23 protein-coding genes and 1 riboswitch are annotated in these 22,282 nt (G+C 57.0%); of the genes, 10 read left to right on the forward strand and 13 right to left on the reverse strand.

Annotated elements, in window-relative coordinates:
* A riboswitch (yybP-ykoY riboswitch) is annotated at nt 1–191 on the reverse strand.
* A gap of 197 nt (nt 192–388) precedes the next feature.
* The 4 genes from LRS40_RS16455 to manX are packed head-to-tail and all read right to left on the reverse strand — an operon-like array spanning nt 389 to nt 3,585.
* Entirely contained in the window at nt 389–847 is a 459-nt protein-coding gene (locus LRS40_RS16455) for a DUF986 family protein (protein WP_156264034.1), read from the reverse strand.
* 57 nt (nt 848–904) lie between these two features.
* Nucleotides 905–1,756, reverse strand: coding sequence for a PTS mannose transporter subunit IID (locus tag LRS40_RS16460; RefSeq protein ID WP_039030789.1), 852 nt, complete (start codon nt 1,754–1,756; stop codon nt 905–907).
* 12 nt (nt 1,757–1,768) lie between these two features.
* Nucleotides 1,769–2,566, reverse strand: coding sequence for a PTS mannose/fructose/sorbose transporter subunit IIC (locus LRS40_RS16465; protein WP_142489937.1), 798 nt, complete (start codon nt 2,564–2,566; stop codon nt 1,769–1,771).
* 47 nt (nt 2,567–2,613) lie between these two features.
* The gene (gene manX / locus LRS40_RS16470) at nt 2,614–3,585 is read right to left on the reverse strand and encodes a PTS mannose transporter subunit IIAB (protein ID WP_231312103.1); all 972 of its coding nucleotides are present in this window, start codon (nt 3,583–3,585) and stop codon (nt 2,614–2,616) included.
* A 463-nt stretch (nt 3,586–4,048) separates the two neighbouring features.
* On the opposite strand from manX, the gene yoaE reads away from it, so the two are divergent.
* The gene (gene yoaE, locus LRS40_RS16475) at nt 4,049–5,608 is read left to right on the forward strand and encodes a TerC family protein (protein WP_231312104.1); all 1,560 of its coding nucleotides are present in this window, start codon (nt 4,049–4,051) and stop codon (nt 5,606–5,608) included.
* Here the strand turns inward: yoaE and LRS40_RS16480 are convergent, their stop codons facing one another.
* From LRS40_RS16480 to pabB, 4 genes are all read right to left on the reverse strand, one after another.
* Nucleotides 5,609–7,201: an EAL domain-containing protein gene (locus LRS40_RS16480; RefSeq protein WP_231312105.1), complete on the reverse strand. Its 1,593-nt coding sequence runs from the start codon at nt 7,199–7,201 to the stop codon at nt 5,609–5,611.
* Between the two features lie 160 nt (nt 7,202–7,361).
* A complete protein-coding gene (gene sdaA, locus LRS40_RS16485; protein ID WP_142489933.1) occupies nt 7,362–8,726 on the reverse strand; it encodes an L-serine ammonia-lyase in 1,365 nt (454 codons plus the stop codon).
* Between the two features lie 183 nt (nt 8,727–8,909).
* On the reverse strand, nt 8,910–9,488 hold the full coding sequence (locus tag LRS40_RS16490; RefSeq protein ID WP_142489932.1) for a CoA pyrophosphatase: 579 nt from the start codon (nt 9,486–9,488) through the stop codon (nt 8,910–8,912).
* A gap of 3 nt (nt 9,489–9,491) precedes the next feature.
* The gene (gene pabB, locus LRS40_RS16495) at nt 9,492–10,844 is read right to left on the reverse strand and encodes an aminodeoxychorismate synthase component 1 (protein ID WP_231312106.1); all 1,353 of its coding nucleotides are present in this window, start codon (nt 10,842–10,844) and stop codon (nt 9,492–9,494) included.
* Between the two features lie 61 nt (nt 10,845–10,905).
* Here pabB and LRS40_RS16500 point away from each other — a divergent pair, with 61 nt between their 5' ends.
* Nucleotides 10,906–11,091, forward strand: a complete 186-nt coding sequence (locus tag LRS40_RS16500; protein WP_142489930.1) for a YoaH family protein — start codon at nt 10,906–10,908, stop codon at nt 11,089–11,091.
* 5 nt (nt 11,092–11,096) lie between these two features.
* Here LRS40_RS16500 and LRS40_RS16505 read toward each other — a convergent pair whose 3' ends face one another.
* Entirely contained in the window at nt 11,097–11,441 is a 345-nt protein-coding gene (locus LRS40_RS16505; protein ID WP_142489929.1) for a RidA family protein, read from the reverse strand.
* A 127-nt stretch (nt 11,442–11,568) separates the two neighbouring features.
* Between LRS40_RS16505 and LRS40_RS16510 the strand changes: the two genes are divergently transcribed.
* The 5 genes from LRS40_RS16510 to rnd all read left to right on the forward strand — a co-directional run bounded on the left by LRS40_RS16510 (nt 11,569) and on the right by rnd (nt 17,964).
* Nucleotides 11,569–13,479: an ATP-dependent DNA helicase gene (locus LRS40_RS16510; protein WP_156264031.1), complete on the forward strand. Its 1,911-nt coding sequence runs from the start codon at nt 11,569–11,571 to the stop codon at nt 13,477–13,479.
* A 66-nt stretch (nt 13,480–13,545) separates the two neighbouring features.
* Nucleotides 13,546–14,241: a tRNA (adenosine(37)-N6)-threonylcarbamoyltransferase complex dimerization subunit type 1 TsaB gene (tsaB, locus tag LRS40_RS16515; RefSeq protein ID WP_142489927.1), complete on the forward strand. Its 696-nt coding sequence runs from the start codon at nt 13,546–13,548 to the stop codon at nt 14,239–14,241.
* A gap of 37 nt (nt 14,242–14,278) precedes the next feature.
* Nucleotides 14,279–14,872 (forward strand): Slp family lipoprotein, encoded by a 594-nt coding sequence (locus LRS40_RS16520; protein ID WP_142489926.1) that lies wholly within the window; start codon nt 14,279–14,281, stop codon nt 14,870–14,872.
* Nucleotides 14,873–15,076: 204 nt separating this feature from the next.
* Entirely contained in the window at nt 15,077–16,762 is a 1,686-nt protein-coding gene (gene fadD / locus LRS40_RS16525) for a long-chain-fatty-acid--CoA ligase FadD (protein ID WP_231312107.1), read from the forward strand.
* 74 nt (nt 16,763–16,836) lie between these two features.
* On the forward strand, nt 16,837–17,964 hold the full coding sequence (gene rnd, locus LRS40_RS16530) for a ribonuclease D (protein ID WP_231313904.1): 1,128 nt from the start codon (nt 16,837–16,839) through the stop codon (nt 17,962–17,964).
* 117 nt (nt 17,965–18,081) lie between these two features.
* Here rnd and minE read toward each other — a convergent pair whose 3' ends face one another.
* The 3 genes from minE to minC are packed head-to-tail and all read right to left on the reverse strand — an operon-like array spanning nt 18,082 to nt 19,883.
* Nucleotides 18,082–18,351, reverse strand: coding sequence for a cell division topological specificity factor MinE (gene minE, locus LRS40_RS16535; RefSeq protein WP_032611475.1), 270 nt, complete (start codon nt 18,349–18,351; stop codon nt 18,082–18,084).
* Between the two features lie 3 nt (nt 18,352–18,354).
* Nucleotides 18,355–19,167, reverse strand: coding sequence for a septum site-determining protein MinD (gene minD, locus LRS40_RS16540; RefSeq protein ID WP_032611473.1), 813 nt, complete (start codon nt 19,165–19,167; stop codon nt 18,355–18,357).
* Nucleotides 19,168–19,190: 23 nt separating this feature from the next.
* On the reverse strand, nt 19,191–19,883 hold the full coding sequence (gene minC / locus LRS40_RS16545; protein WP_142489922.1) for a septum site-determining protein MinC: 693 nt from the start codon (nt 19,881–19,883) through the stop codon (nt 19,191–19,193).
* 125 nt (nt 19,884–20,008) lie between these two features.
* Between minC and LRS40_RS16550 the strand changes: the two genes are divergently transcribed.
* From LRS40_RS16550 to LRS40_RS16560, 3 genes are all read left to right on the forward strand, one after another.
* Entirely contained in the window at nt 20,009–20,284 is a 276-nt protein-coding gene (locus LRS40_RS16550; protein ID WP_142489921.1) for a YcgL domain-containing protein, read from the forward strand.
* Between the two features lie 47 nt (nt 20,285–20,331).
* On the forward strand, nt 20,332–20,991 hold the full coding sequence (locus LRS40_RS16555) for a fumarylacetoacetate hydrolase family protein (protein WP_142489920.1): 660 nt from the start codon (nt 20,332–20,334) through the stop codon (nt 20,989–20,991).
* Between the two features lie 93 nt (nt 20,992–21,084).
* On the forward strand, nt 21,085–21,528 hold the full coding sequence (locus LRS40_RS16560; protein WP_142489919.1) for a YcgN family cysteine cluster protein: 444 nt from the start codon (nt 21,085–21,087) through the stop codon (nt 21,526–21,528).
* A gap of 98 nt (nt 21,529–21,626) precedes the next feature.
* On the opposite strand, the gene dsbB is transcribed toward LRS40_RS16560, so the two are convergent.
* Nucleotides 21,627–22,157 (reverse strand): disulfide bond formation protein DsbB, encoded by a 531-nt coding sequence (dsbB, locus tag LRS40_RS16565; RefSeq protein WP_142489918.1) that lies wholly within the window; start codon nt 22,155–22,157, stop codon nt 21,627–21,629.
* Between the last annotated feature and the right edge of the window lie 125 nt (nt 22,158–22,282).

Consider the following 22,282-nt stretch of genomic DNA (forward strand, 5'->3'; position numbering starts at 1 on the left):
AGCGCGTCCAGACCGGGATATCCATATGACACATCACTGCCCCCAGTAAACAGCAGTTGATGCGTCTATGGTCTCGCCTGATTGGTCTGCCTGACGCAGAAACAATCCGTACGTGCCACGTTTTGCAACGAGTATGTTGACACGTACATTTCCGGCATACCGGAAATCGGCTACTCCCCAACGACGGGCGCAACCTTAACATATTTTGAGAAGTTAAAACAACAACCGGAAAGTATTATTCTCCCGGCTGGTTGATAACGATTTTCATTTAGATTTTGATGTGAAAATAACGTTAATAATATGGCGTGTATTCACCCAGAAAATATAGCTTTGGCTATATGACAGGATAATTTTTTTGTCAAAATATAGCCAGTGCTATTATTTTATCTTACTGAGTTTTAACGAGTAATTTGTATATCTTCTCCAGGTCGTCAATATTCTTCACCCGGATAAGCAGGCGTCGCTGTTCCAGTTGCATCACCAATACGCCGTCTTCCGATAAATTCATCTCTTTAATACGGTTATATTCTATCCAGACATTGGCGAAAAAGAATCCACTGGATTTGAAGATTATTTTTGGCACCCGCATCCAGAACAGATAAAACGCCATTAATGCCAGGGCACATAATAACCATGTGGTTAATAACGCACCCTGGCTCATGACGTTGTTATAAATCAGGATCATCAGCAGGCCGGCGAAGATCACGGCATCGACGCGACCGCGACGCAGCAGGGGGATAGTGAGCAAGGTAGGGCCGTTGCGGCGCGGCATGATCAATTCGTCGTAGATGGCATACGCCAGAAGGGCAACAATAAAGACAACCAGTACGATGTCCGTGACCGTCATTCATCCTCCGGATAAAAAAACGGGGGCATACATGCCCCCGGTGTATTCAGTGAAAACTTACAGACCCAGCAGACCGATAGCGTAACCCACGATACCGATAACGAAGAAGCCGACGATAATCCACAGCGCATTCACTTTCTTACGCAGCAGCCACATACAGGCGAAGGTCAACAGCAGCGGCACCAGGCCCGGCATCAGCTGGTCAAGGATGGTTTGCACGGTGGTTACGCGAGTCTGACCATCCTGGCCGGTGATGGTTGACACCACCAGCGGGATGTTGACGTGCGTCCACTTGTTTACCAGCGCCCCCATCACAAACAGGCCGAGGATTGACGCCCCCTCAGTCAGTTTCTGCAGGAAGCCGCCGCCCATATCCTGAACGATATCCACGCCCTTACGGTAGCCGTAAGCGACGCCGTAGTAACGGGTCGCCAGACGCACCACGTTAAACAGGATAAAGAACAGCAGAGGACCGAGCAGGCTGCCGCTCATGGCGATACCTGCACCCAGCGCCGCGAAGACCGGACGCACGGTACCCCAGAAGATCGGGTCACCGACACCTGCCAGCGGTCCCATCAGACCGACTTTGATACCGTTAATAGCGCCATCGTCGATTTCGGCACCGTTCGCACGCTGCTCCTCCATCGCCAGCGTAACGCCCAGTACCGGGGCCGCAACGTAAGGGTGGGTGTTGAAGAATTCCAGGTGACGCTTAATCGCCTGGCGACGCGCTTCGTTATTTTCCGGGTACAGACGTTTGATCGCCGGTACCATTGAGAAGCAGAAGCCCAGCGCCTGCATACGTTCGAAGTTCCATGAACCCTGGAACAGGTTTGAACGGATGAACACGCCACGAATATCCCCTGGGGTCAGTTTTTTCTGAGGGGTAGTTTTAGTCATATCAACCATGTCGCTCACCTGCTAGTCCAGTTCGTTATCGAGATCGTTATTACCAGCAACCTGTGCACCACCGGCTACGCGGTTATATTTCGGGCTCAGCTGGATGTAGAGGATAGCCATGACCGCACCAATCACGCCCAGTGCTACCAGGTTGAAGTTGGTAAATGCCGCGGTAACAAAGCCGAGGTAGAAGAACGGCATCAGGTAGCCTGCGCGCATCATGTTAATGACCATCGCATAACCAACCACCACGATCATGCCGCCGGCGATGTTCAGACCACCGGTAACGACCTCTGGAATGGCGTTCAGCATGCTCTGGACTTCGCTGGTGCCGACAGAAATTGCCACGATAACCGCCGGGATAGCAATACGCATCGCCTGCAGGAACAGGGACGAGACGTGGAGCCACGAGAGCGCCGTCAGGTTGCCATTCTCCGCCGCCTTATCAGCCGCATGCTGGAAGGCAACGGTAATGGTACGCACGATAATGGTCAGAACCTGGCCCGCAGCCGCCAGCGGGATAGCCAGCGCGATACCGGCACCGATATTTTGATGGCCGGCGATAACCAGCACGGTAGAGATAATGGAGGCGAGCGCCGCATCCGGTGCAACCGCAGCACCGATGTTCATCCAGCCGAGGGCGATCATTTCCAGGGTACCACCGATGATGATACCGGTTTTCATATCCCCGAGAACGGCGCCGATTAACGTACAGGCAACCAGCGGACGGTGAAACTGAAATTCATCAAGTACGGATTCCATACCCGCTATACAAGCGACGATGAACACCAGCACAATCTGAAGAGTGGTAATCTCCATTGTACTTCTCCTATGACATAAGCTTTATGTGAAAAATCAGCGCGGGGTTATTTCCCGACTTTGCCGATCAAATCCATCATTTTCAGTTTCTGGTCGGTGGAAACCTTACGGGCCTCCAGTTCAATGCCGCGTGCATTCAGCTTGTTAAAGGCTTCAATATCCTTCTCATCGACTGAAATCGCGTTGTTCACCTGAGTTTTACCCTGGCGGAACGCCATACCCCCAATGTTGACGGACTTGATGTTCACGCCGCCTTCGACAACGCGTTCCACGTCTGTCGGATTGGTAAACAGCAGCATGATGCGTTCACCCGCATATTTCGGGTTGTTATAAACGCGGATCATTTTGGCGACGTCTACCACGTGGGCGGTTACGCCCGGTGGGGCCACCTGGGTAAGGAGGGTTTTACGGACCGTATCGGCGGCCACTTCATCGCTGACCACGATGATGCGCTGGACGTTGGTCTCTTTGGTCCAGCGCGTCGCGACCTGACCGTGGATCAGACGGTCGTCGATACGGGCAAGGCCAATCTGCATGTAATCGTTCGGGCCCATTGGCTTAAGCGGGGCGGCGGGTTTAGCAGCGGCTGCGGCAACCGGCGCGGGTTTCGCGACTTCGACCGGTTTCGCTTTCAGCGCTTTCACGCCTTCGCGACCGGTTTCAACCGCCAACGCAACCAGTTCGTCAAAGCTCGGGTTGTCGTCGCGTGCCATCAGGGTTTCAACCAGCATCGGAATATTGACCCCGGCGACCACCTCATACTGCTCTTTATCGACCACAATGCGGCTGGCGGCGTTAAACGGGCTGCCACCCCATGTGTCAACAAGGAACAATACGCCGCTGCGGGTGTCCAGTCTGGACAGTTGAGCCGTGTATTTCTCTATCAGTGTCTCGGCGTTTTCACCGGGAACGAAATCGATCCAGCCGACGTTTTCCTGTTCGCCTAAAAGCATTTCTGCGGTTTTAAGTAACTGCTCTGCAGCCCAACCATGTGTGCCTATAACAATAGCAATAGTCACTTGCTACCTCCTTTTATTATCGTTAATGCCCAAAACGCGTCAGGACATTAGTGATCTTCTTCGAAAGAACGAATCGATTCAGATAAGGGTTAGAGTTCAACTCACTCAGTCTTACGCGATTTATTTTAGACAGTGAAAAAATAATTTATGTGATGAAGATCCGTAATTTAGCCTAAGCCAATGAGATATTTCTGTGATCAAAAAAAGCGCTGAAACATCTGTTTGCAAAGGAAAGTAAATCTTTGCCATAAAGCCCATGTCTCTGATATGTTTAGCGTCCGTTTACTTGTCAGGAGTATTGGGCAGCAGCCCACTGTATGGACCGTCACCGACGCCAGTCACACACCCGGCCAATTCTGGCCAGCCTTACCGGCGATTCGCGCCACTCACTGTTTACGCCTTTTACCGCTTCGCCCGTATCTATCGCGGCGCCGTTTTGCCATTCCTTTAGCAGGAGCTTGTCATGGAATTCTTAATGGACCCGCAGATCTGGGTGGGATTGCTCACACTGGTGGTGCTTGAGATCGTACTCGGCATCGATAACCTGGTGTTTATTGCCATCCTTGCGGACAAACTTCCGCCTAAACAACGGGATAAAGCACGCTTAATCGGTCTGTCACTGGCGCTGATCATGCGTCTTGCGCTGCTGTCGGTCATCTCCTGGATGGTGACGCTGACGCAACCGCTGTTCACCACATTCGATTTCACCTTCTCAGGGCGTGACCTGATCATGCTGCTGGGGGGTATATTCCTGCTCTTCAAGGCCACAACCGAACTCCATGAACGGCTGGAAAATCGCCAGCATGACGACGGACACGGTAAAGGCTACGCCAGCTTCTGGGTGGTGGTTCTGCAAATTGTAGTGCTGGACGCCGTCTTCTCCCTCGACGCGGTGATTACCGCTGTCGGCATGGTGAACCATCTGCCGGTGATGATGGCCGCCGTGGTCATTGCGATGGCGGTGATGTTGCTCGCCTCGAAGCCGTTGACACGATTCGTCAACCAGCATCCGACCGTGGTGGTGCTCTGTCTGAGCTTCCTGCTGATGATTGGTCTGAGCCTGGTGGCAGAAGGTTTCGGCTTCCATATTCCGAAAGGCTATCTGTACGCTGCAATTGGTTTCTCGATCATTATAGAGATGTTTAACCAGATTGCCCGCCGCAACTTTATTCGCCAGCAGTCGAACCAGCCGCTACGTGCCCGTACTGCTGATGCGATTCTGCGTCTGATGGGCGGCCGTCGTGAAGCCAAAGCGCAGCAGGACAGCGACAACCATGCTCCGGTGCCGGTACCCGAAGGTGCCTTTGTGGAAGAAGAGCGTTATATGATCAACGGCGTGCTGTCGCTGGCCTCGCGCTCCCTGCGCGGGATCATGACCCCGCGCGGCGAGATCAGCTGGGTCGATGCCAGCCTGAGTGTGGAAGAAATCCGCCAGCAGCTGCTCTCCTCCCCGCACAGTCTGTTCCCGGTCTGTCGCGGTGAGCTGGATGAGATCATCGGCATTGTGCGTGCCAAAGAGATGCTGGTGGCGCTGGAAGAGGGTGCCAATGTGGAAGCTATCGCTGCTGCGTCGCCTGCCATCGTGGTGCCGGAAACCCTCGACCCGATCAACCTGCTTGGCGTGCTGCGCCGTGCCCGGGGTAGCTTTGTTATCGTGACCAACGAGTTTGGCGTGGTGCAGGGCCTGGTGACGCCGCTGGACGTACTGGAAGCCATTGCCGGTGAGTTCCCGGATGCCGACGAAACGCCGGAAATCATCAATGATGGTGACGGCTGGCTGGTAAAAGGCACCACCGACCTGCATGCGCTGCAACATACGCTCGGTCTGGAACATCTGACCAATCACGACGATGATATCGCGACGGTAGCCGGTCTGGTGATCGCCGTTAACGGTCAGATCCCGCGTAGCGGTGATGTGCTTGAATTACCGCCGCTGAAGATCACGATCGTGACCGCCAATGATTACCGCGTTGACCTGGTGCGCATTGTTAAAGAGCAGTCTGCCCACGACGAAGAAGAGTAATCAGGGTAGTGACGGCATCATGTTCCCGCTGTGAGGGGGTGGCGGAGGTGAACTCTCCGCCAGCCACTGCGGGAAATCCCGCAGCGGCATGGGCCGCGCATACAGGAACCCCTGCAGAATTTCGACACCGTGCAGGCGAAGATGCTTCGCCTGGTCGCAGGTTTCCACCCCTTCGGCCACCAGCTCAATGTTCAGACGCTGGGCCAGGGCAATAATAATATCCGTCACCGTCGAGTTAACGGCATCGGTGCCAATCGCGGCGGTGAAGGATTTATCAATTTTCAACACTTCTGGATTGAGTTTCTCCAGCCACGACAGCGAGCTGTTGCCGGTGCCGAAATCATCGATCGCCAGCTTGACCCCTTTCTGATGCAGTGCCTCCACGATGTTGTAATCCATCTCCAGCAGGGTATCGCGCTCGGTGAGCTCTATCACCAGCTGCTGCGGGGGGGCGGCGCTGAACCAGACGTGATTCAGATCGTGGAGAAGCACCCCGTCGCGAAAATGTTTGGCCGCCACGTTGATGCCAATATGAAATCCCGGCGCGGGCGGAAATATTGCCAGCTGGCTGACGGTTTCGATCAGCACGTAGCGGGTCAGGGGGACAATCAGGTTATGCTCCTCCGCCAGCGGGATAAAAATATCCGGGGCGATCCATCCCTGCCGCGGATTATTCCAGCGCAGAAGGATCTCAACCCCGACGCAATCCTGTTTTTTGGCATCGATCAGCGGCTGGCAAAACAGCTCAAACTCCCCGGCAGCAAGCCCGTAATTAATCTCCCGGGTGAAGCTCATGCGACTGGCGGTGGCAAGCCAGGCGATATAGCCCACCAGCATGGTGAATATCACCGCCAGCGGCAGCTGCGACGGGAGGTTTTTCAGCGCCAGATCCGTCGGGCCAGGGCCGTTAACGGTAATGGTGAACGGGAAATTGCCGGAGGCCTGCTGATACACCGTTTCGTCACTGTCAAATACCAGCGCGTCTGAGAGCTGGCGCTCATGGTTCAGATGTTTACCGCCCACGCTGAGATTGACGTCGTTGATGATCGGCAGCTGGGGCTCCAGAAGTAGCCTGGCAATAAGATCGATATTCACAATCTCCATCACCCCGTCGTCGCTCTGGCCGGGCACCGGATACCACTGGATAAGCACCGGGCTGCCTTTCAGCAGGGCGTGGTCGGAGGTGAGAAGCAATAAAGGCTGAGACGCGGGCAGCCGGGGCTGGAGCTGGCTGATGGGAATGTCGCGGTTACCGAACATGCTGGAGCAGTAGAGGATACCGTCCTTAATCAGGCCAATCGAGCGTACGGTTTGCAGGGAAGCGGCCTGTTTGCGCAATAAGAAATTGACCTCCACGCAGGGCAGGCCGATCAGCGGCTGTACCACGTCGCGCCCGGTCTCCAGCGGCTGGAGGATCTTATCCAGCGTCTCGACAGCATGCGATACGAAGGCGGCGGTAGACTGCTGATTTAAATTGCGCTGCGAAATAAAGCCGATAGTTAGCGTGCAAACAAGGGTGGAAAGTGACAGCACCAGGCAGACGATGATCCGTTTGCGGCGATAATTTTTAATTATCCTGTGAGCTGTTTGCATGCCACGGCCACCCGAAGAGCCACGCGGATGCCCGTGGCAACTCAGGTAGTGTAGTGGGCATTATTTCAGGTAACGAGAAAAGTGCATAAAATTCGCCCATCCGTATCAGATGGGCGAAGGAGGTATGAAAGACAAAAGTCGCAGTGGCGCCGTCAGAGGATTAGTCGCACTGCACCTTGATGGCCAGGCCGCCGCGGGAGGTCTCACGGTATTTGGCGTTCATGTCTTTGCCGGTTTCATACATGGTTTCGATCACCTTATCCAGCGAAACGCGCGGTTCGCTGGTGCGGCGCATCGCCATCCGCGAGGCGTTGATCGCTTTCACCGAAGCAATGGCGTTACGTTCGATACAAGGTACCTGTACCTGACCTGCAACCGGGTCGCAGGTCAGACCGAGGTTATGCTCCATGCCAATCTCAGCAGCCACGCACACCTGTTCCGGGCTGGCGCCCAGCAGCTCTGCCAGACCGGCCGCCGCCATTGAGCAGGCCACGCCCACTTCACCCTGACATCCCACTTCTGCACCGGAGATGGAGGCGTTCATCTTATAGAGCGCGCCCACCGCGCCCGCGGCGAGGAAGTAGCGAATATAGATATCCGGGCTCACCGATTCGATAAAGTGATCGTAGTAGGCCAGTACCGCCGGAACGATACCGCAGGCACCGTTGGTGGGAGCCGTTACCACGCGGCCACCGGCGGCGTTCTCTTCGTTTACCGCCAGGGCAAACATGTTCACCCAGTCGATGACGTTCATCGGATCGTTGGAATATTTGTCGGTGGTGACCAGCATCCGGCGCAGGGCAGAGGCGCGACGCGGTACGCGCAGCGGGCCCGGCAACACGCCTTCGGTATTGATACCGCGATCGATACAGGCGCGCATGGTCTGCCAGACGTTAGCAAAATAGTCTTCAATCTCTTTCTTGCTGTGCAGCGCCAGTTCGTTCTGCATCACCATGCCGGAGAGGGACAGGCCGGTCTCGTGGCAGTAATCCAGCATCTCTTTCGCTGACTTGAACGGGTAAGGCACGTTTACGTCGCCCGTCGCGTCCTGGCCGAAATGCTCTTCGTCGACAATAAAGCCGCCGCCGATGGAGTAATAGGTTTTGCTGTAGACCACTTTGTCGCCGCTGAAGGCGTGGATCTGCATCCCGTTTTCATGCAACGAGAGGTTGTCGCTGCGAAAACGCATGCCGTCATCCTGTGGGAAGTCCACTTCCTGCCGGCCATTCGCCAGCAGCAGACGACCGCGCGTTTCCACGTCGCGGATAAACGCCGGAATGGCGTCAATATCTACGGTGTCCGGCATATTTCCGGCCAGACCCATAATAATGGCGATATCGGTGTGGTGGCCTTTACCCGTTAACGACAGTGAACCGTAAACGTCCACGGCCACGCGGGTAATGCTGTCCAGTAATCCTTTTTCGACCAGGTCATCGACGAACTGTTTACCGGCCTTCATCGGCCCTACAGTGTGGGAAGAAGAGGGACCAATCCCCACTTTGAACATGTCGAATATACTAATCACTTTAACACTCCTGACAGGGTTACCGGGTTTCCAGTAACGATGTAATAACTTCGCATAGTGTAAGAGGGAAGCCCGCCGTCAGCTCAACTATTCACATGAATTAAACTAATGCCTGAGGCGGGATAAACTAATAGCGGGAGGCGGATCGCAAAGGTACAAAAAAAGGGCGAATGTAAAGTATAGTCAAGGTTTCAGGCCGATCTGCAGCGCCAGCTCACGAATAATTCCTGCCGTCATGCCCCAGACAAAATAATGCTCATACCAGGATAACCACACCCGATGATCGTGGCCACGACGATGAATATCGAGCGGATGATAACGGCCCAGACGCAGGGCTTCCGCCAGCGGCATTTCGAACACCGACTCCACTTCGTCTTCGCTGGCGTGATAGTGCAGATCCGGCGGGATAATGCCCACTACCGGGGTCACCTGAAAACCGGTCACGCTGTCTACCGGCGGCAGGACGCCAATCACCTCGACCTTGTGCGGCGGAATAGCCACCTCTTCCTCGGCTTCACGCAGGGCGGCGGCAATTAACGAGGCGTCGGTGCTGTCCACCGCGCCGCCGGGAAAGGCCACCTGACCGGCATGCTTGCGCAGCTTCGCCGAGCGCCGGGTCAACAGCAGGCCCGGCTGCTCCCGGCGCACCACCGGGATCAATACCGCCGCCTGACGCTGGTTCAGCGACGTGCTGTTCACCTGCGGGCGCAGAAGCTGAAAACGCGATAAAAAATTGTCGAGGGTCAGGTCGTGGGTATTCACCAGTTAGCGCTCCAGTTGTTGCAGAATACGATTCACTTTATCAAAGGTTTCCTGATATTCCGCCGCGGCCTGGCTGTCAGCCACGATCCCGCCGCCTGCGGAACAGTAGATCTGCCCGGCCACCGCCGTCAGGGTGCGAATAGTGATGCTGGTGTCCATGCCGCCGCACAGGCTGAGATAGCCGATGCTGCCGCACCAGGCGTTACGACGATGGGGCTCCAGCTCGTCGATGATCTCCATTGCCCGCACTTTTGGCGCGCCGGTGATCGAGCCGCCCGGGAAGGCGGCGCGCAGCAGATCGCACGCGGTCTGCGCTGGCGGCAGCCGGGCGGTAATGGTGCTCACCAGGTGATGCACGGCCGGGAAGGGCTCAACCACGAACAGCTCCGGCACCCGCACGCTCCCCGGCTCCGCTACCCGGCCAATGTCGTTGCGCATCAGATCGACAATCATCAGGTTTTCGGCTCTGTCTTTCGGCGAGGCGGCGAGCTTCTCCGCCTGCTGGCGATCGGCATCCGCATCCGCGAGGCGTGGCAGGGTGCCTTTGATCGGGCGGGTCTGGATAGTGCCATCCGCCAGATGGATAAAACGCTCCGGCGACAGGCTGAGGATCGCCCCCTCGTCGAGGCGCAAAAAGGCGCTGAACGGAGCGCGGTTGCTCGCATTCAGTCGGGTAAAGGCCTGCCATTCGTCCCCTTCATAGCGGGCCTGGAAACGCTGGGCCAGATTGACCTGATAGCAGTCGCCGCTGTGCAGAAACGCCTGCACACGATCGAATTTTTCATGATACTCCGCCGCGGTCATATTGGCCTGCCAGCCGGAGGTCAGCCGGAACGCGGGCACATTCGCGGGCGCGCGTTGCGATTCAAGCCACGCCAGGCGGGCTTCAGCATCGCCATGACAGACCAGCGACACCTGCTGGCGGTGATGATCGACCAGGATCGCCCAGTCGTAAAGACCCACGGCCATGTCCGCCAGGGTGATATCGCGCCCGGCCCGTTCCGGCAGCTGCTCAAAGCGGCGGCCGAGGTCGTAGCCGAACAACCCCAGCGCGCCGCCCTGGAAGGGCAGGTCCGGGTCCGGCGTGCAGGGCAGGCCCATCTCATCAATGGCCTGCTGAAGCAGACTCAGCGGGCAGGCGTCAGAGTGAACCCCGTCGATCAGCGTATCCGCCCCGTGGGTCACCAGCGTGGTGCGCGGGTCGGCCACCAGAATGTCAAAGCGGCTGTAGGGATGATCCGCATGACCGGAGTGCAGCAGCATCGCCCACGGCAGATGACTTATTGGCGCAAACCAGAATTCTGCGGCGTCAGGACGCCAGGGTAATGTCAAAACAGTGGGGGATAACGGGTTCATGGGTGGTAGACTACCGGGCAGCGTGAAATAATTAGCGCTGATAATTTAGCAGGAGTTGACGATGTTTGCAGGTTTACCTTCACTGAGCCACGACCAGCAGCAAAAGGCCGTCGAGCGTATTCAGGAGCTGATGTCCCAGGGGATGAGCAGCGGACAGGCTATTTCCCAGGTGGCAGAAGAGCTGCGCGCCACCCATACCGGCGAGCGGATCGTGGCGCGTTTTGAAGATGAGGATGAAGAAGAGTAACGCCCTTACACCGCGGCGATAATCTTAATTTCAACCTTATACTGCGGTTTCATCAGCGCCGCCTGTACCGTGCAGCGTACAGGCGCGTGACCTGCCACCACCCACTCATCCCAGGCTTTGTTCATCGCCGCAAAATCGTCTTTATTGGCCAGGAAGATAGTCGCATCCAGAATGCGGGACTTATCGCTGCCCTGTTTTTCCAGCACCGCGTCGATCTGCGCCAGGGTATTGGCGGTCTGCTCATACGCGTCGGCGTCGAGATTCGCCGGTACGCCGGTGTAGTACAGGGTCTGGTTGTGGATCACTACATCTGACCAGCGGGCTTCGGCATCAATGCGCACAATTGTCATATACGTTTCCTCGTGAGTGTCTGTTTCAGCAGGCAAGACTGCCATATTGTTTTGCCTGCGTCACTCTCGACTGGCGCCAGGGCGAGCGGCCTGACATAATCCCCTGTGCAAAAATACAGGGGGCAGAGTGGCAGACGATTTCGCAGCAGACGGACAGTTAGCAAAGGCAATTCCCGGCTTTAAGCCGCGCGAGCCGCAGCGTCAGATGGCGCACGCGGTGGCCGATGCGATCGACAGCGCCCAGCCGCTGGTGGTGGAAGCGGGCACCGGCACCGGTAAAACCTATGCCTACCTCGCGCCCGCGCTGCGCGCCAAAAAGAAAGTGATCATCTCCACCGGCTCAAAGGCGTTGCAGGATCAGCTCTACAGCCGCGATCTGCCCACCGTAGCTAAGGCCCTGAAATATAAAGGCCGTCTGGCCCTGCTGAAAGGGCGCTCCAACTACCTCTGTATTGAACGTCTCGAACAGCAGGTGCTGGCGGGGGGCGATCTGCCGGTACAGACCCTCAGCGACGTGATCATCCTGCGCAGCTGGGCCAACCAGACCCTCGACGGGGATATCAGCACCTGCGCCAGCGTGGCCGAAGACTCCGCCGCCTGGCCGCTGGTCACCAGCACTAACGACAACTGCCTCGGCAGCGACTGCCCGCTGTACAAAGACTGTTTCGTGGTCAAAGCGCGTAAAACGGCGATGGATGCCGACGTAGTGGTGGTCAACCACCACCTGTTCCTGGCGGATATGGTGGTGAAAGAGAGCGGCTTTGGCGAGCTGATCCCCGAGGCCGACGTCCTGATCTTCGATGAAGCCCATCAGCTCCCGGATATCGCCAGCCAGTACTTCGGCCAGTCCCTCTCCAGCCGTCAGCTGCTGGACCTGGCGAAAGATTTTACCATCGCTTACCGCACTGAACTGAAAGATACCCAGCAGCTGCAGAAGTGCGCCGACCGACTGGCGCAAAGCACGCAGGATTTCCGCATGCAGCTCGGGGAGCCAGGCTATCGCGGCAATCTGCGCGAACTGCTTGCCGATCAGCATATCCAGCGCGCGCTGCTGCTGCTCGATGATGCCCTTGAGCTCTGCTACGACGTGGCGAAGCTCTCCCTGGGGCGCTCGGCGCTGCTGGATGCCGCCTTCGAGCGCGCCACCCTGTACCGCGCCCGCCTGAAACGGCTGAAGGCGTTTAACCAGCCGGGCTACAGCTACTGGTACGAATGCAACTCGCGCCATTTTACCCTCGCGCTGACGCCGCTCACCGTGGCCGATAAGTTCCAGGAAGTGATGGCGCAGAAGCCGGGCAGCTGGATTTTTACCTCCGCCACGCTGTCGGTAAACGACGATCTGCACCACTTCACCGAACGTCTTGGTATCGCAGAGGCCAAATCCCTGCTGTTGCCGAGCCCGTTTGATTATGCCACCCAGGCGCTGCTCTGCGTCCCGCGCAATCTGCCGCTGCCTAATCAGCCCGGCGCCGCCCGTCATCTGGCGGCCATGCTCAAGCCGATGATCGAGGCCAACAACGGCCGCTGCTTTATGCTCTGCACCTCCCACGCCATGATGCGCGATCTGGCGGAGCAGTTCCGCGCCACCATGACCCTGCCGGTGCTGTTGCAGGGTGAAACCAGCAAAGGCCAGCTGCTGCAGCAGTTTGTCACCGCGGGGAATGCCCTGCTGGTGGCGACCAGCAGCTTCTGGGAAGGGGTGGACGTGCGCGGCGACGCTCTGTCGCTGGTGATCATCGACAAGCTGCCCTTCACTTCGCCGGACGATCCGCTGCTGAAGGCGCGGATGGAAGATTGCCGCCTGCGCGGTGGGGATCCCTTCGACGAGGTGCAGCTCCCGGACGCGGTCATCACCCTCAAACAGGGCGTGGGCCGTCTGATCCGCGACGTGGACGATCGCGGGGTGCTGGTGATCTGCGATAACCGTCTGGTGATGCGTCCTTACGGGGCCACCTTCATCGCCAGCCTGCCGCCGGCACCGCGCACCCGGGATATCGATCGCGCGGTGCGCTTCCTGGCGGCGTCTCAGTCGGAGTAATTTGCTGACGGGTGTGTTAAAATGCGCGCCTTTTTGTGACTGACCCTTGCGAGAGCGCGACAACACATGCGAATTCTGGCTATTGATACCGCCACAGAGGCCTGCTCTGTTGCCCTGTGGAACGACGGTAAACTCTGTGCTCATTTCGAAGAGTGCCCCCGGGAACATACCCAACGTATCCTGCCTTTGGTGAAGATGATCCTCACCGAGGGCAACACCTCCCTGAATAACCTCGATGCTCTGGCTTATGGCCGCGGCCCCGGCAGCTTTACCGGCGTGCGCATCGGTATTGGCATTGCTCAGGGGCTGGCGCTGGGCGCCGAACTGCCGATGATTGGCGTTTCGACCCTCGCCACCATGGCTGAGGGTGCCTGGCGCAACACCGGTGCCACCCGCGTGCTGGCCGCCATTGACGCCCGGATGGGCGAAGTCTACTGGGCGGAGTACACCCGCGATGAGCAGGGCGTCTGGCACGGTGAAGAGAGCGAAGCCGTGCTCACGCCGGAAGCGGCAGGCGAGCGCATGAAGCAGCTTTCCGGTGAGTGGGCGACCGTCGGGACCGGCTGGCCGGCGTGGCCAGCGATGGCAAACGACAGCGGTCTGACCCTGGTGGACGGCAAGGTGCTACTGCCTGCCGCCGAAGATATGCTGCCTATCGCACGTCAGCTGCTGGCCGCAGGAAACACCGTGGCGGTCGAGAAGGCCGAGCCGGTTTATTTGCGAAACACCGTAGCGTGGAAGAAACTTCCGGGCCGGGAGTGAATCTCAGTATCAGAGCCTGAGAAAAAGGAGTCGCATCATGGCGGTTCAAAAATATGTCGTTCGTCTGCTGACCGTCGGGGCGCTGGCCCTGGCATTAACAGGATGTGTCTCTGTCCCTGATGCGATCAAGGGCAGCAGCCCGACGCCGCAGCAGGATCTGGTCCGGGTGATGAACGCCCCGGAACTGTACGTCGGCCAGGAAGCACGCTTTGGCGGCAAAGTGGTGGAGGTGATGAACCAGCAGGGGAAAACCCGTCTGGAAATTGCCACCGTTCCGCTGGACAGCGGCGCGCGGCCGATGTTGGGTGAAGCCTCACGCGGGCGCATCTATGCCGATGTGAACGGTTTCCTCGACCCGGTAGACTTCCGTGGCCAGCTGGTCACCGTCGTCGGCACCATCACCGGCGCGGAGCAGGGCAAAATTGGTAATACGCCGTATAAATTTATGACCCTGCAGGCCAACGGCTATAAACGCTGGCGGGTAGTGCAGCAGGTAGTGATGCCGCCGCAGCCTATCGATCCCTGGTACTGGGGCCCGCATCCGTGGCGCTATGGATATGGCTACGGCTATGGCGGCTGGCCAGGTTATGGTCCCGGACCGGCTCAGGTTCGGACGGTGGTAACAGAGTAAATATCTGTTATGACTGAAGAAGAAACAGCGGCCCTGCCGCTGTTTCGTTTTTTTTATCGCTATAACAAAAATAAATAGTGACGCGCTTCGCAACCTTAAATCCGGACAATTAATAAACTGGTACGCTGAGTTAATATTATGTTAACGACTTGTTTATTAACCGGGGCTGTGATGACGACGAACACGCATTTCAGAGGTGATGTAGTGAAGAAGGTTTGGCTTAACCGTTATCCTGCGGATGTGCCTGCAGAGATCAATCCTGACCGTTATCAATCCCTGGTTGAACTGTTTGAAAACTCCGTGACGCGCTACGCCGATCAGCCTGCGTTTGTGAACATGGGTGAGGTGATGACCTTCCGTAAGCTGGAAGAGCGCAGCCGGGCGTTTGCGGCCTACCTGCAACAGGGTTTAGGTCTGAAAAAAGGTGACCGGGTCGCGCTGATGATGCCGAACCTGCTGCAATATCCGGTGGCGCTGTTTGGCATTCTGCGCGCCGGGATGATCGTGGTTAACGTTAACCCGCTGTATACCCCGCGCGAGCTGGAGCATCAGCTGAACGACAGCGGCGCAGCGGCAATTGTGATTGTCTCGAACTTCGCGCACACCCTCGAGAAAGTGGTCGACAAAACCCAAGTGAAACACGTCATTCTGACGCGGATGGGCGATCAGCTCTCCACCGCCAAAGGGACGCTGGTGAACTTCGTCGTCAAGTATGTCAAACGTCTGGTGCCTAAATATCATCTGCCGGACGCCATCTCCTTCCGCCGGGCGCTGCACAACGGCTACCGCATGCAGTACGTGAAACCGGAACTGGTGCCACAGGATCTGGCCTTCCTGCAGTACACCGGGGGGACCACCGGGGTGGCGAAAGGGGCGATGCTGACCCACCGCAACATGCTGGCGAACCTCGAACAGGTGAACGCCACCTACGGGCCGCTGCTGCATCGTGGCAAAGAGCTGGTGATCACCGCGCTGCCGCTCTATCACATCTTCGCCCTGACCATGAACTGCCTGCTGTTTATCGAGCTTGGCGGGCAGAATGTGCTGATCACCAACCCGCGCGATATTCCGGGGCTGGTCAAAGAGCTGGCGAAATATCCTTTCACCGCCATGACCGGGGTGAACACCCTGTTTAACGCGCTGTTGAATAACAAAGAATTCCAACAGCTCGACTTCTCCACCCTGCATCTGTCGGCGGGCGGTGGGATGCCGGTGCAGCAGGCGGTGGCCGAGCGTTGGGTCAAACTTACCGGGCAGTATCTGCTGGAGGGCTATGGCCTGACCGAGTGCGCCCCGCTGGTGAGCGTGAACCCGCACGATATCGACTACCACAGCGGCAGCATCGGCCTGCCGGTGCCCTCCACCGAAGCCAAACTGGTGGATGATGAAGATAACGAAGTGGCGCATGGTGAACCGGGTGAACTGTGCGTGAAAGGGCCGCAGGTGATGCTGGGCTACTGGCAGCGTCCGGATGCTACCGATGAAATCATCAAGGACGGCTGGCTGCACACCGGGGATATCGCGGTGATGGATGACGAAGGTTTCCTGCGCATCGTCGATCGCAAGAAAGACATGATCCTGGTCTCCGGGTTCAACGTCTATCCGAACGAGATCGAAGACGTGGTGATGCAGCACAACGGCGTGCTGGAAGTGGCTGCGGTAGGTGTTCCGGCGGGCAGCAGCGGTGAAACGGTTAAAATCTTTGTGGTGAAAAAAGATCCGTCCCTGAGTGAAGAGGCGCTGATCACCTTCTGCCGTCGCCAGCTGACCGGCTACAAAGTGCCGAAACTGGTGGAGTTTCGCGACGAACTGCCCAAATCGAACGTCGGGAAGATATTACGACGAGAATTACGTGACGAAGCGCGCGGCAAAGTAGACAATAAAGCCTGAGCTTCGTGTTAGTCACCCAAAGACGCTGGCCATGCCGGCGTTTTTTTATGGGCGCAAACCAAAGAGAATATGATTTGAATTACCAGATGATCACCACCAACGACGAGCTGGCTTCGCTGTGCGATGTCACCCGTGACGCACCCGCCATTGCGCTGGATACCGAGTTTGTGCGGACCCGCACCTATTACCCGCAGCTGGGTCTGATCCAGATGTATGACGGAAAAAATGTGTCGCTTATCGACCCGCTGGGGATCACCGACTGGGCGCCGATGCGCGAGTTGCTGCTGAATACCGCCATCACCAAATATCTGCATGCCGGCAGTGAAGATCTGGAAGTTTTCCTCAATACCTTCGGCATCATGCCGGAGCCGCTGATCGACACCCAGATCCTCGCCGCCTTTGCCGGTCGTCCGCTGTCCTGGGGCTTTGCCGCCATGGTTGAAGAGTACACCGGGCTGGCGATCGACAAGAGCGAGTCCCGCACCGACTGGCTGGCTCGCCCGCTGACGGAACGCCAGCTCGACTACGCGGCGGCGGATGTGTTCTACCTGCTGCCGATCGCCGGTCAGCTGATGAAAGAGGCCGAAGCCTCCGGCTGGCTGCCTGCCGCCCTGAATGAGTGCCGGATGACGCAGCTGCGTCGTCAGGAGATCACCGATCCGAAAGAGGCGTGGCGCGACATCAGCAACGCCTGGCAGCTGCGCACCCGCCAGCTGGCCTGTCTGCAGCTGCTGGCCGACTGGCGTCTGCGTAAGGCGCGCGAGCGCGATCTGGCGGTGAATTTTGTGGTGCGTGAAGAGCATCTGTGGGCCGTGGCGCGTTACATGCCGGGTAGCCTGGGCGAGCTGGACAGCATCGGGCTTTCCGGTTCGGAGATCCGCTTCCACGGTAAAACCCTGCTGGCGCTGGTGGCCAAAGCGCAGGCGTTGCCGGAAGAGGCATTGCCGCAGCCGCTGTTAAACCTGATGGATATGCCGGGTTATCGTAAAGCGTTTAAGGCGATCAAAGCCCTGGTGCAGGAAGTGGCGGCAGAAAGTAAAGTCAGCGCCGAGCTGCTGGCCTCACGTCGTCAGATCAACCAGCTGCTGAATGCGCACTGGAAGCTGAAACCGCAGAACGGTACGCCGGAACTGATGGCAGGCTGGCGCGGAGAACTGATGGCCGATCGCCTGAATGCGTTGCTGGAAGAATATCCGCAGTAACTGGGCTCTTTAACCCCCGGCGGCGCGATGCTTGCCGGGGCTACAAATCCGTAGGCCGGGCAAACACCGTGCCGCCCGGCAATCTCCCCGACGGCGCAATGCTTGCCAGGGCTACGGTTAAGAACGCGACTCTTCCGCTTCCGGCAGGGTCACGTTGAGCTCCAGAATCGAGATATCCCCGTCCTTTTGCTCCAGCTGTACGGTCACCATTTCCGGGTCAATCTGCACATACTTACAGATCACTTCCAGAATGTCTTTACGCAGCTGCGGCAGGTAGTGCGGTTCCGCGTCGCTGCGGCGGCGTTCTGCCACGATGATCTGCAGACGCTCTTTTGCGATGTTAGCGGTGCTTTTTTTCCGCGAGAGAAAAAAGTCCAGTAATGCCATAACTTATCCTCCGAACAGGCGTTTGAGGAAACCTTTCTTCTCTTCTTCTATGAAGCGGAAAGGACGTTCTTCTCCGAGCAGACGATCTACCGTGTCCGCATACGCTTTACCGGCGTCTGCGTTAGCGTCGAGGATAACCGGTTCACCCTGGTTAGACGCGCGCAGCACGGATTGATCTTCCGGGATGACGCCAACCAGTTTGATGCGCAGGATCTCCAGCACGTCTTCCATACTCAGCATATCACCTTTATTGACACGACCCGGATTATAACGGGTCAGCAACAGGTGCTCTTTAATCGGTTCTTCGCCATTTTCCGCACGGCGGGATTTCGAGGCGAGGATCCCTAAAATACGGTCGGAGTCGCGCACGGACGACACTTCCGGGTTGGTGGTGATAATGGCTTCATCGGCGAAGTAGAGCGCCATCAGCGCGCCGGTTTCGATACCCGCAGGTGAATCGCAGACCACGAAATCGAAATCCATTTTTTTCAGCTCATCGAGCACTTTTTCCACACCTTCACGGGTCAGCGCATCCTTGTCGCGCGTCTGTGAGGCGGGAAGAATATAAAGGTTGTCGGTACGTTTATCTTTAATCATTGCCTGATTCAGCGTGGCGTCACCCTGAATCACGTTCACAAAATCGTACACCACGCGACGTTCACAACCCATGATCAGGTCAAGGTTACGCAGGCCGATATCGAAATCGATAACGACGGTTTTCTTTCCCTTCTGGGCCAAACCAGTAGCGATGGCCGCGCTGGAGGTGGTCTTGCCAACGCCTCCTTTACCCGAAGTAACAACAATAATGCGTGCCATAGAAATTCCTTGTTAAAAAGGGATCAATTCAACGGTTGAACGGTCAAAGCGTTGTCTGCCAGGCGCAGACGTGCCGCTTTGCCAGAAAATTCGGCCGGGATGTTATCACTCAGCCAGTAAACACCTGCGATGGAAACCAGCTCCGCCTCCAGGTGGGTACAAAAAATTTGCGCATCGCGATCGCCGCTGGCACCCGCCAGCGCACGGCCTCGCATTGAGCCATAAATATGGATATTGCCATCCGCAATCAGCTCCGCCCCCGCGCTGACGTGGTTGGTCACAATCAGGTCACAGTTTGGCGCATAAATGCGCTGACCGGAACGCACCGGCAGATCAATCAATCGCGTTTTTGTGACAGGAGTAACAGGGACTTCAGGTGGGGCAGGGGGCTCTGCGCGTGGGGCTTTATCTTTGCCTTCGTTCAGCAGCGGAAGACCCGCCCGATCGATTTCGGCTTTCAGTTCAGCGTCTTTGCAGCCGCTAATGCCCACAATTCGCAGGCCGGTGGCGGTGACCGCCTGTTGCAAATGGTGCCAGTTAACCGGCGCTTCGAGGCCGCTTACGTTGATGACCACGGGCGCATGTTTCAGAAATGCGGGCGCCTGGGCGATTTTGTCTTCTAACGCCTGACGAATAACCTCGGGTTTTGCTTCATGCAAATGAACCACTGATAAGGTGAAGCTACTGCCTTTAAGCTCGATGGGCGTGTTTGACATCCTGGCCTTACTCAATTTGCTTTTACCACGACGTGCGCGCCGTGATATTCCGAAGAGTATCAGGCATGTTATAGTCACAATTATATTGAGGCAAGTCACCCTCCCGCTTAATTCAGAGTAAATATATGTTTTGTGTGATCTACAGAAGTACCCAGCGCGACCAGACCTACCTGTATGTCGAAAAAAAGGACGATTTCTCCCGCGTGCCTGAGGCACTGCTGAAAAGCTTCGGTAAGCCGCAGCTGGTGATGCTCATGCCCCTCGACGGGCGTAAGCAGCTGAGCAACGCCGATCTGGAAAAAGTAAAAACCGCATTGACCGAACAGGGCTATTATTTACAACTCCCTCCACCGCAAGAGAATTTACTCAAACAGCATCTCGAGGCGCAGGGGAAAAAATAGTTTAAGAATTATCTGTCAGCGTCACATTAACCGTTCAGGGGACGTATATGTATCAACATCATAACTGGCAAGGAGCCTTACTGGATTATCCGGTAAGTAAAGTCGTCTGCGTAGGAAGTAATTACGCAAAGCATATTCAGGAAATGGGAAGCGCGATTCCGGACGAGCCGGTGCTGTTCATTAAACCGGAAACGGCGCTCTGTGATATCCGCCAGCCGCTGGCATTACCCCAGGGGCTTGGCTCGGTTCACCACGAAGTGGAGCTGGCGGTGCTGATCGGCGCCACGCTGCGTCAGGCTTCTGAAGATCATGTGCAGAAGGCGATTGCCGGTTATGGTGTGGCGCTGGATCTGACCCTGCGCGATGTGCAGGGCAAAATGAAGAAAGCGGGCCAGCCGTGGGAAAAAGCCAAAGGTTTTGATAACTCGTGCCCGATCTCCGGATTTGTCCCGGTATCGGAGTTTCAGGACGATCCGCAGAACACCACCCTGAGCCTGAAGGTGAACGGCGAGGTGCGTCAGCAGGGCACCACCGCCGACATGATCCATAAGATTGTGCCGCTGATTGCCTATATGAGTCGTTATTTCACCCTCAAACCGGGCGATGTGATCCTCACCGGCACCCCGGAAGGGGTGGGTCCACTCTCCGGCGGCGACGAGCTGGAAGTGGCCGTTAACGGCCTGTCGCTGAAAACCCGCGTGCTGTAATCCCCGCTTGCCGCCCCTTTTGGGCGGCAAAACTTGCATCGAGGTGCCAGACTGGTTATAAGGTGCGCTTTATTTTGACGTGTGGACATCCTTATGAGCGAAATCCCTTTCTGGCAAAGCAAAACTCTCGACAACATGACCGACGCCGAGTGGGAATCGCTGTGCGATGGCTGCGGGCAGTGCTGTCTGCATAAGCTGATGGATGAAGACTCGGACGAAATCTATTTCACCAACGTCGCCTGCAATCAGCTGAACATTAAAACCTGCCAGTGCCGAAACTACGAGCGACGCTTCGAGTTAGAGCCGGACTGCATCAAGTTGACCCGCGATAACCTGCCGACCTTTGAATGGCTGCCGCCGACCTGCGCCTATCGTCTGCTGGCGGAAGGGAAAGACCTGCCGAAGTGGCACCCGCTGCTGGCCGGTTCTAAAGCGGCGATGCACGGCGAGCGAATTTCTGTGCGCCACATTGCGGTGCGGGAATCAGAGGTGCGCGACTGGGAAGACCATATTATGAATCACCCCAACCGCGCATAATAAAAAACCCGCCTCGGCGGGTTTTTTATTGCCGGGTGGCGCTGCGCTTACCCGGCCTACAACACCGTAGGCCCGCGCAAGCGAAGCGCCGCCGGGCATTAGCGCCCAAACAGATCGCGTTTTTTCGGTTTAAACGGCTGGGCAATCAGCACCAGCAGCGCTACGACCAGATAGGCGGCGAAAATGCCCACCAGCCACTGCGGCATCTCAAGGGTCAGGAACTCCCACTGACGCACGGAGCAGTCACCGCTTGCCACGAATACCTGCGGCAGCCACTTATCCAGCGGCAGCCAGCTCGGGAAGCGGGCGGCAAAATCGCAGGTCTGAAACGGCGACGGATGCAGCTGGATCATGGTGTGCTCCCAGGCCAGCTGCAGGCCTTTTCCGGCGCTGTAGAGCCAGATGGCAATCGCGCCGTAGCGCAGCGGGCTTTTCGGCGCGATGGCACCGACCAGGCCTGCGCCCATCACGCCAAACAGCGCGCTGCGTTCATAGATACACAACACACAGGGCTTCAGCAACATCACATGCTGGAACCACAATGCCACCATTTCGAGCGCGAAGGCGGTCAGGGCCAACAGCAACCACGCTCCGCGTCCACGCGAGCACTGGTTCAAAAATTTCAACATAATCATTTCCCTGGAACAGGTATAGAAAGCGCAGTGTAAACGAAAACAATTTGCGCGCCAGCCTCGGCACGCAAAATATAACGTAATCGGATATTTATCATTCGTCAGTGCAGCCGGGTAATAAA

The sequence above is a fragment of the Leclercia sp. G3L genome, assembly GCF_021117075.1.
In the GTDB taxonomy this organism is placed as follows: Bacteria; Pseudomonadota; Gammaproteobacteria; order Enterobacterales; family Enterobacteriaceae; genus Enterobacter; species Enterobacter adecarboxylatus_C.